At 41.9% G+C, this 16,185-nt stretch carries 13 protein-coding genes and 3 tRNA genes; 14 read left to right on the forward strand and 2 right to left on the reverse strand.

The window, feature by feature from the left end; all coding sequences use genetic code 11:
• The 9 genes from ACYVAA_RS15255 to ACYVAA_RS15295 all read left to right on the forward strand — a co-directional run.
• Positions 1–1,731, forward strand: a 1,731-nt coding sequence (locus tag ACYVAA_RS15255; RefSeq protein ID WP_460543247.1) for a DUF349 domain-containing protein, incomplete at its 5' end; no start/stop codon positions are given.
• 198 nt (positions 1,732–1,929) lie between these two features.
• A tRNA-Thr gene (locus tag ACYVAA_RS15260) sits at positions 1,930–2,002 on the forward strand.
• A gap of 37 nt (positions 2,003–2,039) precedes the next feature.
• Positions 2,040–2,330, forward strand: a complete 291-nt coding sequence (locus ACYVAA_RS15265) for a GIY-YIG nuclease family protein (protein WP_460543249.1) — start codon at positions 2,040–2,042, stop codon at positions 2,328–2,330.
• 11 nt (positions 2,331–2,341) lie between these two features.
• A tRNA-Thr gene (locus ACYVAA_RS15270) sits at positions 2,342–2,425 on the forward strand.
• A 36-nt stretch (positions 2,426–2,461) separates the two neighbouring features.
• Positions 2,462–2,752 carry a GIY-YIG nuclease family protein gene (locus ACYVAA_RS15275; protein WP_460543251.1) on the forward strand — a complete coding sequence of 97 codons (291 nt, stop codon included), beginning with the start codon at positions 2,462–2,464 and terminating at the stop codon, positions 2,750–2,752.
• An 11-nt stretch (positions 2,753–2,763) separates the two neighbouring features.
• Positions 2,764–2,847 (forward strand) — tRNA-Thr (locus tag ACYVAA_RS15280).
• A gap of 35 nt (positions 2,848–2,882) precedes the next feature.
• Positions 2,883–3,023, forward strand: coding sequence for a GIY-YIG nuclease family protein (locus ACYVAA_RS15285; RefSeq protein ID WP_460543253.1), 141 nt, complete (start codon positions 2,883–2,885; stop codon positions 3,021–3,023).
• A 518-nt stretch (positions 3,024–3,541) separates the two neighbouring features.
• Positions 3,542–6,019 (forward strand): PIG-L family deacetylase, encoded by a 2,478-nt coding sequence (locus ACYVAA_RS15290; protein WP_460543255.1) that lies wholly within the window; start codon positions 3,542–3,544, stop codon positions 6,017–6,019.
• A 93-nt stretch (positions 6,020–6,112) separates the two neighbouring features.
• A complete protein-coding gene (locus ACYVAA_RS15295; RefSeq protein ID WP_460543257.1) occupies positions 6,113–7,813 on the forward strand; it encodes a sodium:solute symporter family transporter in 1,701 nt (566 codons plus the stop codon).
• Between the two features lie 27 nt (positions 7,814–7,840).
• Here the strand turns inward: ACYVAA_RS15295 and ACYVAA_RS15300 are convergent, their stop codons facing one another.
• Complete coding sequence (locus ACYVAA_RS15300; protein ID WP_460543260.1) at positions 7,841–8,692, reverse strand: DUF2911 domain-containing protein; 852 nt, start codon at positions 8,690–8,692, stop codon at positions 7,841–7,843.
• A 95-nt stretch (positions 8,693–8,787) separates the two neighbouring features.
• Here ACYVAA_RS15300 and ACYVAA_RS15305 point away from each other — a divergent pair, with 95 nt between their 5' ends.
• The 3 genes from ACYVAA_RS15305 to ACYVAA_RS15315 are packed head-to-tail and all read left to right on the forward strand — an operon-like array spanning position 8,788 to position 11,164.
• Complete coding sequence (locus tag ACYVAA_RS15305; RefSeq protein ID WP_460543262.1) at positions 8,788–9,396, forward strand: DNA-3-methyladenine glycosylase; 609 nt, start codon at positions 8,788–8,790, stop codon at positions 9,394–9,396.
• On the forward strand, positions 9,397–10,317 hold the full coding sequence (locus ACYVAA_RS15310; protein ID WP_460543264.1) for a 2-hydroxyacid dehydrogenase: 921 nt from the start codon (positions 9,397–9,399) through the stop codon (positions 10,315–10,317).
• 13 nt (positions 10,318–10,330) lie between these two features.
• Entirely contained in the window at positions 10,331–11,164 is an 834-nt protein-coding gene (locus ACYVAA_RS15315) for a universal stress protein (protein WP_460543266.1), read from the forward strand.
• On the opposite strand, the gene ACYVAA_RS15320 is transcribed toward ACYVAA_RS15315, so the two are convergent.
• Positions 11,165–11,887, reverse strand: a complete 723-nt coding sequence (locus tag ACYVAA_RS15320; RefSeq protein ID WP_460543268.1) for a tetratricopeptide repeat protein — start codon at positions 11,885–11,887, stop codon at positions 11,165–11,167.
• Between the two features lie 244 nt (positions 11,888–12,131).
• Between ACYVAA_RS15320 and holA the strand changes: the two genes are divergently transcribed.
• Positions 12,132–13,154 (forward strand): DNA polymerase III subunit delta, encoded by a 1,023-nt coding sequence (gene holA, locus ACYVAA_RS15325; RefSeq protein WP_460543270.1) that lies wholly within the window; start codon positions 12,132–12,134, stop codon positions 13,152–13,154.
• Between the two features lie 16 nt (positions 13,155–13,170).
• Positions 13,171–16,161, forward strand: a complete 2,991-nt coding sequence (locus ACYVAA_RS15330; protein ID WP_460543272.1) for a tetratricopeptide repeat protein — start codon at positions 13,171–13,173, stop codon at positions 16,159–16,161.
• The last annotated feature ends 24 nt before the right edge of the window (positions 16,162–16,185 follow it).

A 16,185-nucleotide genomic window follows, 5' to 3' on the forward strand; every position in this document is an offset into this window, starting at 1 on the left:
CACCATGAAGAGGAGCATCATGATGTAGATTATGGTAATTTCTCAAAAAAGCAGTTGATTGCGGCGTTGAAAGAGCAGATAGAGAAAGGGAACTTCATCAAGTCTGATAGTATTGTCAATGATATCAAAAGCCACTTTGAAGAAGACCACTATAATAAGGAAAAAGACGTAGCCTTAAAAAGTTTTATAGAAGAGGGAGGAAGTACGGATGATTTTCAGTACCGTCAAAGTGAAGATGATAAAATATTTTTTGCCCTTTTCGGTGATTTTAAAAACAGGAGGTCAGAGCAGATCAAAAACCTGGAAAAGGAAAAAGAGAAAAATCTGTATGCCAAAAACCATATCCTAGAACGCCTTAGGGAGTTAGTGGATGGGGAAGAGACTACGCATAGCATCAGTACCATAAAGGAGATCCAGAAAGAATGGAAGGAGATCGGTGCGGTGCCCGGTGCACAAAATAAAAACCTGTGGGCATCCTACAATGCTTTAATGGACCGGTTTTATGATAACCGAAGTATCTATTTCGAACTAAAGGAACTAGACAGAAAGAAAAACCTCGAAAGTAAGCTTGAGCTTTGTGAGAAAGCGGAAGCATTGGACAAAGAAGAGGACCTAAGGGGAGCAATCAAATTGCTTAATGAACTTCATGAGGAGTTTAAACATATAGGGCCGGTGCCACGAGAGGAGCAAGAGGAGATTTGGCAAAGGTTTAAGGGAGCTTCTGACGCTGTTTATGCGAAGAGAAAAGCCTATTATGAAAGCCAGAAAGAGGTTTTCAAAGAGAATCAGAGCAAGAAGGAGGCTTTGATAGGAAAGCTTGAAGAGTACAAAGACTTCAAAGCTAACAGGATTAAAGAATGGAATGCGAAGACGAAGGAGATACTTGAGATCCAAAAGGAATGGGAGGCCATAGGCCCGGTTCCTAGAGAATGTGGAAGGGAAATCAACCGAGCATTTTGGGGACATTTCAAGCAGTTTTTCCATAATAAAAACCTGTTCTTTAAAGAGCTGGATGAAATCAGAAGGATCAATAAGGAACGGGCAGAGGAGTTGATCAAAGTGGCTGAATCCTTAAAGGACAGTACGGATTGGCAAACTACTTCTAATGAACTGATCAAACTCCAACAAGACTGGAAAAAGTTAGGGCCTACTCCCGAAAAGGTGAGGGACGATCTTTATAAAAGGTTCAAGGCTGCTTGCGATACTTTCTTTGACAATAGAAGACAAGCCAATAAGGAAATCAACAAGGAGTTTGAGAAAAATCTGGAATTAAAAGAGGCGGTTTGTGACAAGATAGGAGCACTGTCCGGAACCGATGGGCTTACGGTAGAAAATCTTGAAAAATTAGTGGAAGAGTACAATTCCATTGGTTTTGTGCCAAGGAAGAGCATGAAGGATATTGCTTCGAAATTCAATAGTGCTGTAGAAGCTTGTGTAGAAGTGTTGGATACAGATGGGGAAAACCGAGAGGAATTCCTTTTCCGTCTTAATCTGAACAAAATCCAAGGTGATCCTAACAGTGATCGTGTGTTCAACAAGAAAGAGCACGGTATCAGAAAACAGATTTCAGATTTGGAAAATAACATAACTCTGTGGAAAAATAACCTTGAGTTTTTTGCCTCTTCAAAAACTGCTGATAAGTTAAAGGATCAATTCGATCAAAAAATTGAGAAGGCGGAAGAAGAGATTGAGAAACTGAAAAAGAAGCTTTCGATATTACGGGAATTTTAAGTTTCTAGCTGTTAGGGAGATAAAAAAGTCTCCCTAATTTTTTTGCCATTTCATTTGGGTTCAAATGCCTATACTTCTATATTTGCACTCGCAATAAGGGAAAAGCCCAATGCAAAAAGTCTTCACATTCCGATTATTTGGATGGTAGCGCACAAAGCCTCCTTATCCCGATAGTCATCGGGATGGTAGAGCAAAAAAGCCTCCTTAGCTCAGCTGGTAGAGCAACTGACTTGTAATCAGTAGGTCGTTGGTTCGATCCCGACAGGAGGCTCAAAGGCATCTGTTGCGGCAGATGCCTTTTTTTATTTATGGCAACTTTTTTCGTTTACATATTGTATTCCCGCGCGATTGATAAATTTTATATCGGCTACACCAGTGACCTGGACAAGCGCTTGGACCAGCACAACCATCATGTCTTTAAGGATTCGTTTACCAAGAGGGCCAAAGACTGGGAGATTTACTTTAGTATATGCTGTACCAGCGAACAACAGGCGAAAAAGATTGAAAGGCACCTCAAAAAGAACAAGTCTAGAAAGTACCTGGAAAACCTCCGGCAATACCCTTCGATATCAGGAAAGTTAAAGATCAAGTACTGTTGAAATATCCAAAAGCCTCCTTATCCCGATGAATATCGGGATGGTAGAGCAACTGACTTGTAATCAGTAGGTCGTTGGTTCGATCCCGACAGGAGGCTCAAGGGCATCTGTTGCGGCAGATGCCTTTTTTATTTATGACAACTTTTTTCGTTTACATATTGTATTCCCGCGCGGTTGATAAATTTTATATCGGCTACACCAGTGACCTGGACAAGCGCTTGGACCAGCACAACCATCATGTCTTTAAGGATTCGTTTACCAAGAGGGCCAAAGACTGGGAGGTTTACTTTAGTATATGCTGTACCAGCGAAAAACAGGCGAAAAAGATTGAAAGTCACCTCAAAAAGAACAAGTCTAGAAAGTACCTGGAAAACCTCCGGCAATACCCTTCGATATCAGCAAAATTAAAAGTCAAGTACTGTTGAAATATCCAAAAGCCTCCTTATCCCGATGAACATCGGGATGGTAGAGCAACTGACTTGTAATCAGTAGGTCGTTGGTTCGATCCCGACAGGAGGCTCAAGGCATCTGTTGCGGCAGATGCCTTTTTTATTTATGACAACTTTTTTCGTTTACATATTGTATTCCCGCGCGGTTGATAAATTTTATATTGGCTACACCAGTGACCTGGACAAGCGCTTGGACCAGCACAACCATCATGTCTTTAAGGATTCGTTTACCAGGAGGACTAAATGATCATCAAGCCAAATAGTTTTGGGTACTGCTAATTGACGCAGACCTGTCAGCAATGCATATGGGGAACCAGCGGTCAATTTGGGATCAAGTGGAAAAGTTGGGGAGACAGGAATATTTTAGCTTTGTTATACCTTCTTTATCGTTCTTTTTTATTAACCACAGATGGATAAAGATAAACACAGATGCGGTTATCAGTCCATTAAAAATCTGTGTGCATCCTTTTTATCCATGGTTTATAATAACCTTATACTGATAGGAAAAGGGAAGTTTTATATCAGATTGATCTGTCCTTCAGGAATATTGCCTGATCCCCTTTTTCCTGAACAGACTATCTAAAATTTACGCTTGAAATTCCTCGCCCCCTGAAATATTGCTTGATCCTCAATTTGAAGGGTGTTTTGGTATATCTTGTGTGTTTGAAAACTTCTTGGAATAAGGATCGTTGTAATACCGTTGGTATAAAAGTGTTTTCCCTTTATAAATGCTACATTTAAATTTCGATTTATAATTCAAACCATATGAAGCTTAGCCCCCGAATACTTTTCTCTTTTTTATTTTCCTTGATTCTAGCCCCTGTTTTTGCAAAGAAAATTGATGATCATCCTTCATCGGTAATTTACCATCAGCTTTTGAAGCTGGCCGAAACCAAAAGGGTGTTGTACCTGGCGGCCCACCCTGATGATGAAAATACACGACTGATTGCATACCTTGGCAACAAAGAACATATGCAGGTAGGCTACCTTTCGCTTACCAGAGGAGATGGAGGTCAGAATCTTATTGGGAAAGAACTAGGTACAGAGCTAGGAATGATCAGAACACAGGAATTGCTTCGTGCCAGGGAAACTGACGGGGGACAACAGTTTTTTTCTAGGGCCATTGACTTTGGGTATAGCAAAAATCCCGATGAAACCTTAAACAACTGGGACAAGGACAAGCTGCTTTCGGATGTCGTTTGGGTGATAAGAAACTATCAGCCGGATATTATAATTAACCGGTTCAATACCACGCCAGGGATCACGCATGGCCATCATACTACTTCTGCAATACTTTCGATTGAGGCTTTTGAGAAAGCAGCTGATCCAAATGCTTTTCCAGAGCAGCTGGACAAAGTGGATGTTTGGAAAACCAAAAGGGTGTTTTGGAATGCCTATCATTGGGGAGCTCCATATGTACCTGAAGAAGGCAAGATCTATCATGCCTATGATACAGGAGAGTACGATGAATTGTTAGGGACGACCTATGCTGAAATAGCTGCAAGAAGCAGGTCAATGCACAAGTCCCAAGGCTTTGGTTCTACTGCATCTCTAGGAAAGTCGGAAGACTTTATTGAGTTGGTGGCAGGAGAGACTTTTGAGGAGGACCCCTTTGAAGGGGTAGAAAACAGATGGGACAAGCTTTCCAATGGTAATGAAATAAAAGAGCTGCTTGATAAGGCCATCGAGAAATTCAACTTTGTCCAGCTAAGAGATAATGTTCCCGTTTTTTTGGAATTGAAAAATGAGCTGGGAAAGCTACAAAGTAAGGATAAGTGGATTCGTGAAAAACAGCTTCTCCTTGATCAGCTCATTTTGAATCTATTGGGAATCGAGATGGAGTTTTTAGCAGAAAGGCAAGAGGCCAATTTAGGGGATGAAATAGGAGGGACACTGGTATTTAACAACCCTTCATCCAAGGACGTTATAGTGGAAAAGTTCGAAGTTTTGAATGGAAATCATACTTTGAACAAGCATGTATCGAACAACGAAGTGCTAAAGGAGGAGGTAAGGCTTGGATTTGAAAGTAGCCATCCTATTTCCCAGCCTTATTGGTTGGTCAATCGGCCGCAAGAAAATCTATATAGTGTGACAGAACAGGAGAAAATCGGCAAAGGTTTTAATGATCCTGCCGTGATGGGAAGTGTGTATTTTAGTGTGGAAGGCGTGGATTTTAAAGCGAAAGTACCACTGAAGTATAAGTATAATGACCCTGTGGAAGGGGAGGTCAACCAGCCTTTTGTACTTTTGCCCTCTATAAAAGTTTCGGTGGACCATGATCAGGTATATGCCCTGTCTGGCAGGCCTGCGGAGTTCAAAGTGACGGTGGCTTTTAGTGATGAAATGGTTCCAGGCAATCTTCATTTGGAGGGACTCCCTGATGAAGCCTATAAAATAAGAGAAGAAATCACCAGTGCGGTCAAGAAAGAAAAGACCTATTCACTAAGTATCAATGGCGCCGCTAAAATTGGCAAAACGCATATCACGGCCCAATACATCACCTCTGATGGGAAAGTATATGACAAAGGAGTTAAAAGAATCAGTTACAAGCATATTCCTGAGCTAACTTATTTTCCCAGTGCTTCGATTGATCTGATTAAATTGGACCTGAAAATGACCACTCAAAATATAGGTTATATTTCAGGGGCAGGGGATGATGTGCCGGAAGTTTTAAGAAACCTAGGGTATTCAGTGACTATTTTAGAAAATGGAAACCTGAATTATAACCGTCTGAAACAGTTTTCAACAGTTATTGTGGGGATTAGAGCTTTCAATGTCAGCGATCATATAGTAGATCAGTTTGATCAATTGATGAAATACGTGGAAGAAGGAGGCAACTTAATTGTGCAATATAACACCACCGCCTCTTTGAAGACCGATAAACTTGGTCCCTATCCTCTGGACATTTCTAGAAAAAGAGTGGCGGTAGAAAATTCTCCAGTTAAGGTTGATTATGATGCCCATCCTGTTTTGAAACAGCCTAACCTTATCGTTCAGGAGGATTTTGACCACTGGGTACAGGAGAGAGGGCTGTATTTTCCCGATCAATGGGATGACAGATACATTACTCCATTGTCCATGCATGATCCCGGAGAGTCGGCCAGCCAGGGAAGTTTGTTACTGGCTGATTTCGGAAAAGGTACTTATACTTATTCAGGTATCTCTTGGTTTAGATTGTTGCCGGCAGGGGTTCCGGGAGCCATTAAACTTTTTGTGAATTTAATTGAGCAGGCTCATGAATGAACCGACTGCAAACTGGAATAGGCTTTACTTATTGTTGATATTGGTGCTAGCGGGTTTGATAGGAATGTTTTACGCTATTACCCGCTATTACGCATGAGTTATATTGATTGGATTGTTCTGTTTGGGACTTTGGTGACCATAATCGGTTATGGAATTTACAAAACCTATGGGCCAAAGGATATGGAAAGCTACCTGAAAGGGGGCAATGAAATGGGCTGGTGGACGATTGGCCTCAGCATTATGGCAACCCAAGCTTCAGCCATCACCTTTTTAAGTACTCCGGGGCAGGCTTATCAGGATGGGATGCGTTTTGTCCAGTTTTATTTTGGACTGCCTATCGCCATGATTATCCTGTCCATTACTTTTATACCCATCTATTACAAACTGAAGGTTTATACTGCCTATGAGTTTTTGGAATCCCGTTTTGATTTAAAGACCAGGACGTTGGCAGCCTTTCTGTTTTTGGTGCAGCGTGGCCTGGCAGCAGGTATCACTATTTATGGTCCATCCATTATTTTGTCCACCTTGCTTAATTGGAACCTTACCTTTACTAATATTTTTATTGGGGTCATGGTGATTATTTACACCGTTACCGGAGGGACTAAGGCAGTGTCCATTACCCAGAAGCAGCAGATGGCAGTGATGATGGGGGGGATGGTCCTTGCAGGCATCTTAGTGATCAATATGCTGCCTGTTCCCTTTAATGATGCCATGCATGTGGCGGGGAAAATGGGAAAGCTGAATATCGTCAATTTTGAATTTGATCTGGGGGACCGATACAATTTTTGGTCAGGTATTACGGGAGCACTTTTTCTGTTTTTGTCCTATTTCGGGACAGACCAGTCCCAAGTGCAGCGCTATCTCAATGGTCGAAGTTTGAAGGAAAGTCGGATGGGGCTGATCATGAATGGCTTCTTAAAGGTTCCCATGCAGTTTGTGATCTTGTTTATTGGAGTGATGGTTTTCGTGTTTTACCAGTTTTACCAACCCCCCATATTCTTCAATAAAGTCCAGACTGAAAAGCTGGAAAAAAGTGAGTTCAGTGAAGACTTTAACAAACTGGAAGGTGATTATTCGGCTGTTTTTGAAGAAAAAAATGCTGCAATTCAATCATTGATCCAGGCAGAACATCAATCGGATGAGGAAGCTGTTAAGGTGCTGAAAGATAAAATCGAGGAGAAAAATATCGAACAGGAAGCTATTCGGTCGGAAGTGAAATCCCTGATCCTTAAAAATGAACCCAATGCGGAAACAAGGGATACTGATTATGTATTTATGCGTTTTGTGATGGATTATCTGCCACAAGGTGTGGTAGGGCTGTTGTTTGCGGTGATTTTCAGCGCAGCCATGTCCAGTACAGCTTCAGAACTCAATGCGCTCGGTTCCACTTCCACTGTGGACATTTATAAGCGGTCGATTAGAAAAAACCAGTCTGAAAGGCATTATACCCTCTATTCAAAACTGTTGACGGCAATGTGGGGGATTTTTGCTATCCTATTTGCTACCTATGCTACCTTATTTGAAAACCTGATCCAGGCGGTCAATTTACTGGGCTCCCTTTTTTATGGGACCATATTAGGGATATTCCTAGTGGGATTCTATATGAAATGGGTGAAGGGGAATGCGGTGTTTATTGCGGCTTTGGTGGCCGAAGTGGTCATTCTTCTGGTTCATTGGAAAAACGGGAGTGAGCTTTTCGGAGTCCCCATAGACATCGGTTATTTGTGGTATAATGCGATAGGTTGTTTGTTGGTGATGTCTCTTTCTGGCATTATTCAATTGTTTAGGAAATAAAAAAGGGAGCTAAGCTCCCTTTTTTTACTATTTAATCGACTTGATCAATCTTTCATTGAGTCCTACGTAGTCCATGTTTTTTGCCTCTTGAGCCATTTCCTTGGAAAGCTCTGCAGTTTTGATGGCTTCCTCTTTAAGTCCCAACTTATCTTCTATCTTGGCTTTAAGGTGCATGGTCCAATATTTAGGATCTGCACTTACGGATTTTTTTATCCATCCGTGGGCAGTGTCGAGGTCCTTGTCAATGGAATAGTAAAAAGAAGCCGCTTGGTAAAGAAGTCCCGGGTTATCACTGTTTTGATCAATAACCATTTCTTGGATTTGACTAAGAACTACGGGCTCCACAGCTGTCTCTATATCCAGTTCGATGCCTGATTTTTCCCAGTTCAAATTGAGCGATGCACCAGAGTTGGTCAGGTCATTAAAGCTGATCTCCATGGTTTCATAAAATTCCTTGCTTTTTTCTGCCGGTACGTTAAATCTGACCACATCATGCTCAGGGTTGTAACCAATGGATCCCCAAAGTTCAAGGTTGTCCGAAAGGATGACAGTCCATTCCTTTTTGTTCGGGATGACGTAAAAGGCGTAGGTTCCTGCGGGTACCTTATTGCCGTTCAGGGTGACATCATCGCTGAAGGAAATTTTTGTGCTTGCATTTGCCCCGGTTCTCCAGACTTCTCCGTAAGGTACAAGCGTTCCGAAAATCTTTCTACCTTTGACACTGGGTCTGCTGTACTCCACCTTTACATCCGTCAATCCAACCTTTTGGCTCACCGATGCAGCGGGGCTGGCTTGGGGCATCTGGATCTGCTGCGCGATCAAGGAGGTGGACACAAAGGTCATCAGCAGCATAATAAAGGCACTTACTCTAATGTTCATAGATTTGATTTGGTTTAATTTACTTTAAAATAGTATTTATAGTCACTTTTAATTTCTGACGAAATTTTAGATATTACTTATCTCTAGGAAAAACGATGAAAGATATTAAAATTCTTCCAAAAGGATTCTTTTTGAAACGGAATGTCATAGAAATTGCTCAAGATCTTTTAGGTAAAATCATTGTTACTCAAATTAACGGCGGTTATACAGCCGCTAAGATCGTGGAAACCGAAGCATACGATGGAGCAACAGACCGAGCCTGCCACGCATTTCCGAACAAATTAACGAGAAGAACTGAGGTAATGTTTAAGGAAGGAGGCAGAAGTTACGTTTATCTCTGCTATGGTATCCATCACCTGTTCAATATTGTTACACATGAAGAGGGAGATGCCAAGGCGGTTTTGATCCGGGCAGTGGAGCCTTTGGGGGGAATAGAGCTGATGAAACAGCGGAGAAAAGTCAGCAATGAGTATCAACTGACCAATGGCCCTGGGAAAACCGCACAGGCATTGGGTATTAGTACTTTGTACAATGATGAGACTTTATATGAAAAAAATGGCTTGATTTACATTGGAAGTGAAATAGATAGTGTTAATTTTGAAATAAATGTAAGTACAAGAATAGGCGTGGATTACGCTGGGGAGGATGCATTACTCCCATGGAGATTTTATATTAAGGATAACCCATATATCAGTAAGAAATAAATGAGTTTAGCGATAGTATCCCCAAATAGAGACATAAGCCCTTGGTTGGAGATTCTTAAAAAGTCAGCTCCAGATATTTCCCTAGAAATTTATCCCGACATAAAAGCGCCAGAGGATGTCGAGGCTGTCATGGTGTGGCAGCATCCGAAAGGCTCTCTAAAGCAGTTCCCCAATTTGAAATTGATCTGCTCCATGGGGGCCGGTGTGGATCATATTATGGCGGATGACACTATTCCAGAGCATATTCCGATTACCCGTATCGTTGATCCTCGCCTGACTTTTTCCATGACGAATTACGTGGTTATGGGGGTTTTGAACCATCACCGGCAGATTGCCAGGTACCTCAGGGACAAGAAAGAGCAAAAGTGGGACATGAGCAATCCTGAGTTAGCCATCAAGGTTGGTGTTTTGGGTACTGGTGAATTGGGAGGAGATGTCTTGGATAAACTGGCTTATATGGGCATAGAGGTGATGGGGTATGGAAATAGTCCAAAGGAAAATTTCAGACACCCTTACCATTATGGGGAGCAACTTGAAGAATTTCTTAGTAAATGCAATGTTTTGGTTTGCCTGCTTCCGCTTACATCAAAAACGCAAGGTTTTTTGAATTTAGATTTGTTTAGAAAGTGCCGTAAAGGGACTTATTTGATCAATGTGGCCAGAGGAAAGCACCTGATTGAAGAGGACCTTTTGCAGGCCTTGGAGGAAGGATATTTATCGGGAGCCTTATTGGATGTTTTTCGCACGGAACCTTTGCCAAAGGAACATCCCTTTTGGTTTCATGAAAAAATCACAATTACTCCCCATATTGCAAGTATTACCAATCCCGGGGCTGCTGTACCACAGATCATTACAAATTACAGGAACCTGACAAAAGGTGCTGAACTGATGAACCTCATCGACCGCAAGAAAGGCTACTAATGACTTTAAACCTATGAAAACTTTTAAGATTTTATGCCCTACGGATTTTTCTGAATGTTCTTTGAATGCGCTGGAATATGCTGCCAAATTGGGGGAAAAGTACGGGGCTGAGTTGACCCTTTACCATGTGCCTGATCGGGAGGATTATAAAAAACTTTTTAGTCAGTTTAAGGAAGAGTCTCTCGGTTTTGTGCAGAAGAAGATGGACAGCTTGGTCAGAGAGGTGATTTTAGAAAGCCAAAAGAAAGGGCTGAAATCCTGTGAATCAGTGATCGGAGAAGGGAAGACCGTCAAGGCCATTGTTGATTTTGCCCAAAACAACCACATGGACCTCATTGTGATGGGAACAGAGGGGGTTAATGATATCAAAACCAATTTTATTGGTACCAAGTCCAGCAAAGTGATCGAGGATTCGCCGATAGATGTATTGATTGTGCCGAGAAAGGTGTTTTTCAAGCCTCCGAGAAAATTTGTGTATGCTACGGATTACCTGGAGGAGGACAAGTTGGCCATTCAGAAAATTGTGGATATGGCATCTTATTTTGACAGTGAAATAGACTTGGTCCATGTCGGAACCAAAAATAAAATCATTGATAGGGCGCTTCATCAGACCATGGTTTCCGAGATCAAACCATTTATCAGGTACGAAAAAATAAGCTATGTGCTGAAGACTTATCGGGATGAAATAGGATTGGGACTGGAAAATTACCTGATCACGGCCAAAGGGGATATACTGGTTACCCTCAGCAGAAAAAAAAGCTGGTTTGACCAGCTTTTTACCAAGAATCTTTCTAAAAAGATGTCTTATTTTATCAATAAACCTTTAATGGTGATCAAATCCATCTGATCAATCTTTTTTTCTCCATTTAGCCTGAAGAAAGGCAAAAAACTCGGACCTGGTTTCTTTATTGCCCAACACCTTGCCTACCATCTTCCAATAATCTTTAAAGGAAATTGATTTGCTTGAAGCGGAGCTTTTACTTTCTTGCTGGGGTGGTGAGATGGGTTCTTGACTAGGCTGCTGTTTTTCCTTTGGGGCGGAGGTGCTCTTGTATTCTTTAGGTTGGTAACCTACCAGCTTATCTGCCTTTTCAAAACTTTTCTTGGACCGATCCTTAAAGCCCAATTTTTCTTCCACCAGGCCTTTGTTATTATAGGAAATAGCATCTTCTGGATCTAATTCTATGGCTTTTTCATAGTCTGCTATGGCTCCCTCAAGATCTCCTGTACGGTCTTTTAGGAAGGCCCTACTGGAATACCTGTAAGGATTTTGGGGCTCCAGGTTAAGGGCACGGTCAAGCTCATCCAATGCCTCCTCGTTTCTTTTGAGCAAATGGAGTACCACGGCCCGGTCACTGATATAATCCGCGTTAAACGCATTGGTTTTGATCAGACTGTCAAAATCATTCAATGCTTCCTGCAGTTTTCCCAGTCTCGATAAAACTCTTGCCCGATGAAGCAGTAATACCGGTTCGCTTGGGTTTTTGGATAATAATTGATTGAAGATGGCAAGTGCCTCTTCAAATTTACCTTCTTTGGATAAGGAAATACCTTGGTTAATATCACTCACTCTTAAGCGCTGTTTAGTAAAATCTCTGTCAAAATTAACAACAATCTATATAACAGGCTATCCTTTGAATAAGTTTGTTGGCTTGATTGGAGTCAGTCGACTTTTCTCTGTCATTCCCTTCTTGCGATCACCGGCCAATGATTCCGTGAGTTTCCAATTTTAATGTTTTATTATAGCAGGAATATTCCTTTCCACTGTTTTTGACAAGTCAATAATTTCTATATTTGAGTTGAAAAATCGAGATATGCCAAACCAGCCTGAAGCAGTATTAAAAGAGTTGAACAGCGGGAAATATGCTCCCGTTTATTTTTTACAGGGAGAGGAACCTTATTTTATTGATCAAATTACGGAGTTTGTTGAAAAAAATGCCATTGCCGAGCATGAAAAGGGATTTAACCAGATCATGATGTATGGCAAGGATGCCACTATGAACGCGGTGCTGACCAATGCACGCCGCTTTCCCATGATGGCCGAACGCCAAGTGGTCATCGTAAAGGAAGCGCAGAACCTACCGGATCTGGGTAAAGAGGCAGGGGATAGTCTATTGATCAATTACCTATCCAATCCCTTGCCGAGTACGATTTTAGTCTTTGCCCATAAGTACAAAGTTCTGGATGGAAGAAAGGCCCTGGCCAAAGAACTGGACAAGAAAGCGGTGTTGGTAAAATCGGACAAGGTGCCCGAATACAAACTTAGCCCTTGGATAGACTCTTATATAAAAAGCAAGGGCTTTACCATAGAGCCCAAGGCCTGTCAGATCATTGCTGAATCCATAGGCAATAATCTGGAAGTGCTGACCAACGAGATCGACAAAATGCTGATCAACTTCAGCGAGCCGGTCCAAATAGACAGTGGCCATATACAGCAATACATTGGGATCAATAAAGATTATAACAATTTTGAACTTACCAAGGCTTTGAGCTTTAGGGATGTGTTGAAAGCCAATAAAATCATCCATTATTTTAGTCAAAACCCCAAGTCCAATCCGCTCATTCCCATCATCGCGCTGCTGTACCTGCATTTCTCTCGCTTGCTTTTGGTACATTCCAACAAGAGTCTGGGAGAGCGGGAGTTGGCGGGGAAGTTGAAGGTCAATCCTTATTTTATGAAAGAATATATGATTGCTTCCAAAAACTATCCTTTAGGCAAGGTTATTGATAACATTGGATACTTAAAAGAAGCCGACCTTCGTTCAAAGGGTATTGACGCCAACGGAATGAGTGAAGCCGAAATTTTAAAAGAACTCATCTTTAAATTGATGCATTAGGTTGCGAAACTTTACCATGAGAAAACTATTCTTACTGTTTATTGCCACAGGTGGTTTTTTTCAGGCATATGGCCAATCCGGTATTTACCAGAACGGACTGGACAAAAAAATAGACGATGCCTACGAGCTTTTTGACAAGCATCAATACAGCGCCTCCAAAATGGAGTTTGAAAAGCTGAAGACTGCTGAACTAAGCCCCTCACAACGAATTGATGTAGACTATTACCATGCGGTCTCTGCGCTGCGGATTGACAATCCTGACGGGCCGAGTTTGGTGGAGGGCATCACCAAAAGTTATCCTACTGATCCAAAGGCCAATGAAGCGGCATTTCTTCTAGGGGATTATTATTTTGAAAAGCGGCATTATAAGGATGCCATAGAAAAGTATTCTAAGGTGAATGTCAATGTGGTGAGCATTGAACAGCGCTCTAAGCTCTATTTCAAAACGGGCTATGCTTATTTCCAGCTTAAGGACTATGCCAATGCGGGGAGATATTTTGATCCCGTTAAGAAAATGCAGAGTTCTTACACTGGAGATGGATATTACTATGGAGGGTATGTGGCTTTGCAGCAGGAAAAATACGAAGAGGCGATCGCCGATTTCAAGCAGGCGGACCGATATCCAGAATACCAGTCAAAAGTCCCCTATATGCTTTCCGAGCTGTATTACCGCCAGCAGCAGTATGATGCACTCTTAGCTTATGCTACGCCGATTACACAGTCCAGAAATAACCTCGATAATAAGGAGGGGATATACCTCTTATTGGCCGAGGCTTATTTTGAAAGGCGGGACTTCAACAATGCTGCCACCTACTATGATGCCTCTTCCAAGACAGGGAAAAACACCATGTCCCGGGAGCAGATGTACAAGGCTGGAGTGGCACAGTTCAAAGTTCAGAATTATCAGCAGGCTACCAACTACTTTAAGAAGGTGGCCCTGGAGAAGGATAAATTAGGACAGGTATCCAGTTATTATTTAGGTCATTCCTATTTGAAGCTCAATAATCCACAATATGCAGTGACCAGCTTTAGTGCGGCTTACAAAAGTGATTTTGATCCCGCTATTCAGGAGGAAGCATTGTTCAATTATGCCAAATTGAGCCTGGAGAAAGGTAGTTTTCAAGAAGCCATCAATGCCTTGGATGCTTATTTAGCTAAATATCCGCAGGGAAAAAACGTCGGTGAAGTGGAAAACATGCTAAGCGATGCTTTGATCAATACCAATAATTACCTCAGGGCCATCTCCCATATTGAAGGTATGGGGAATAAGTCTCCGAGAATTCGGGCCGCTTACCAAAAAGTAACCTATTATCAGGGGATTACCTATTATAGGAGTAAAAGATATAATGATGCCATTGTCTATTTTGATAAGTCCATTACCTATCCGGTAGATAAGGAAATGGTCCATGAAGCTTTTTATTGGAAAGGGGAGTCCTTTGCAGCCAAAGAAGACCTTAATGGAGCGATCAAGGCCTATGAGCAAGTTACCAACATGAGGCTCACGGGACTCGATCCTGCTTTGATCAGAAGCTATTACGGATTGGGCTATGCCTATTTTAATACCCAGCAATATGCCAAAGCTGAAAGGCAGTTTAAAAACTATATTGACAAAGTAAAAAGTGTACCCAATATCCAGAGCTATTATGACGATGCGGTGATCAGGTTGGGGGATAGTTATTACATTCAGAAAAAATTTGATCAGGCATTGAGTACTTTTAGGATGGCTATCAATGAGCGTAACCCTTCCGCTGATTATGCCCATTATATGGCAGGGGTAGTGCTCAATTTCCAGAACAGAAACAGGGAGGCTGTTGCCGAGCTCGACAGGGCGATCAGCAGGTACCCCAATAGCCGGTTCAGGGATGATATTATCTTCCAAAAAGCCCAGATCAATATGGAAGAATCCAGTTATGCAGAAGCACGGCAAGGTTACACTTCACTGATCAATCAAAGCCCAAATAGCCCTTTTGTGCCTTTTGCATTGGAAGGAAGGGCCATTGCCAGTTATTCTCTTAAAAATTATGATCAGACCATCAACGACTACAAGAAGATTTTGGACAGCTATCCCAATTCCGGGAATGCCGATGCAGCCTTGGTAGGCCTTCAGGAAGCATTGTCTTTACAAGGACGCTCCGGGGAGTTTTCCAACTACCTGTCCGATTACAAACAGTCCAATCCCGGTAATGAAAGTTTACAAGGCATTGAGTTTGAAGCAGCCAAGAACCTGTTCTTTAACCAATCCTATCAGCAGTCCATCGGGGCTTTTGAAAATTATTTGAAGAGCTATCCCAGCAGTGGCCAAAAACAGGAAGCCTACTATTTTATTGGTGATGCTTACTACCGGTTAAATCAAAAGGACAAGGCGCTAGAAACTTTTTATGGTTTAGAGAAAATGGGGGCATCCAGCCATCGCGCCAAAGCCCTGCAACGGATAGCAGAAATAGAGTTTGGGAAAAAGAATTACAAAAAAGCCATTCCGTATTTTATCAGCAGTGCCAAGGTGGCAAGGGACAAGATCGAGCAGTATGAGGCTTACAAAGGCTTGATGAACTCCTATAATGAAATAGAAAAATACGACTCAGCCAGTTATTATGCAGACAAAGTCATTGAGTTGGGGGATATCACTGCCGATGCCAAAGCACAGGCGCAATTAATAAAAGCCAAATCTTTGCTCAAAACGGGTAAAAAGACGGAAGCTCAGGATGAGTTGATGGGACTTTTGAATGAAAGCGGTTCTGTGCAGGGAGCGGAAGCCCTTTACCTGCTGGCCGACTCATTCAGCAAAAGCGGAAACCATACCCAATCCAATGAAACAATATTCAGTTTCTCCGAAAAATACGGTGTATACGATTATTGGTATGGAAAATGCTTTATCCTGCTGGCTCAGAACTACAAGGCCCTGAATGAGAATTTCCAGGCCAAAGCAACGCTGGAATCAATCATCGAGAATTCCGAAAACCAGCAGGTGGTGGAAGAGGCCAAAGCAGAGTTGAAAACTATTCAATAATATTTTTGATGGATACATAGATTG

It is taken from the genome of Echinicola sediminis (assembly GCF_054777495.1).

Coding starts and splice junctions, on each gene's coding strand:
- ACYVAA_RS15265 (WP_460543249.1), top strand. CDS start 2,040: ATGGCAACTTTTTTCGTTTACATATTGTATTCCCGCGCGATTGATAAA.
- ACYVAA_RS15275 (WP_460543251.1), top strand. CDS start 2,462: ATGACAACTTTTTTCGTTTACATATTGTATTCCCGCGCGGTTGATAAA.
- ACYVAA_RS15285 (WP_460543253.1), top strand. CDS start 2,883: ATGACAACTTTTTTCGTTTACATATTGTATTCCCGCGCGGTTGATAAA.
- ACYVAA_RS15290 (WP_460543255.1), top strand. CDS start 3,542: ATGAAGCTTAGCCCCCGAATACTTTTCTCTTTTTTATTTTCCTTGATT.
- ACYVAA_RS15295 (WP_460543257.1), top strand. CDS start 6,113: ATGAGTTATATTGATTGGATTGTTCTGTTTGGGACTTTGGTGACCATA.
- ACYVAA_RS15300 (WP_460543260.1), bottom strand. CDS start 8,692: ATGAACATTAGAGTAAGTGCCTTTATTATGCTGCTGATGACCTTTGTG.
- ACYVAA_RS15305 (WP_460543262.1), top strand. CDS start 8,788: ATGAAAGATATTAAAATTCTTCCAAAAGGATTCTTTTTGAAACGGAAT.
- ACYVAA_RS15310 (WP_460543264.1), top strand. CDS start 9,397: ATGAGTTTAGCGATAGTATCCCCAAATAGAGACATAAGCCCTTGGTTG.
- ACYVAA_RS15315 (WP_460543266.1), top strand. CDS start 10,331: ATGAAAACTTTTAAGATTTTATGCCCTACGGATTTTTCTGAATGTTCT.
- holA (WP_460543270.1), top strand. CDS start 12,132: ATGCCAAACCAGCCTGAAGCAGTATTAAAAGAGTTGAACAGCGGGAAA.
- ACYVAA_RS15330 (WP_460543272.1), top strand. CDS start 13,171: ATGAGAAAACTATTCTTACTGTTTATTGCCACAGGTGGTTTTTTTCAG.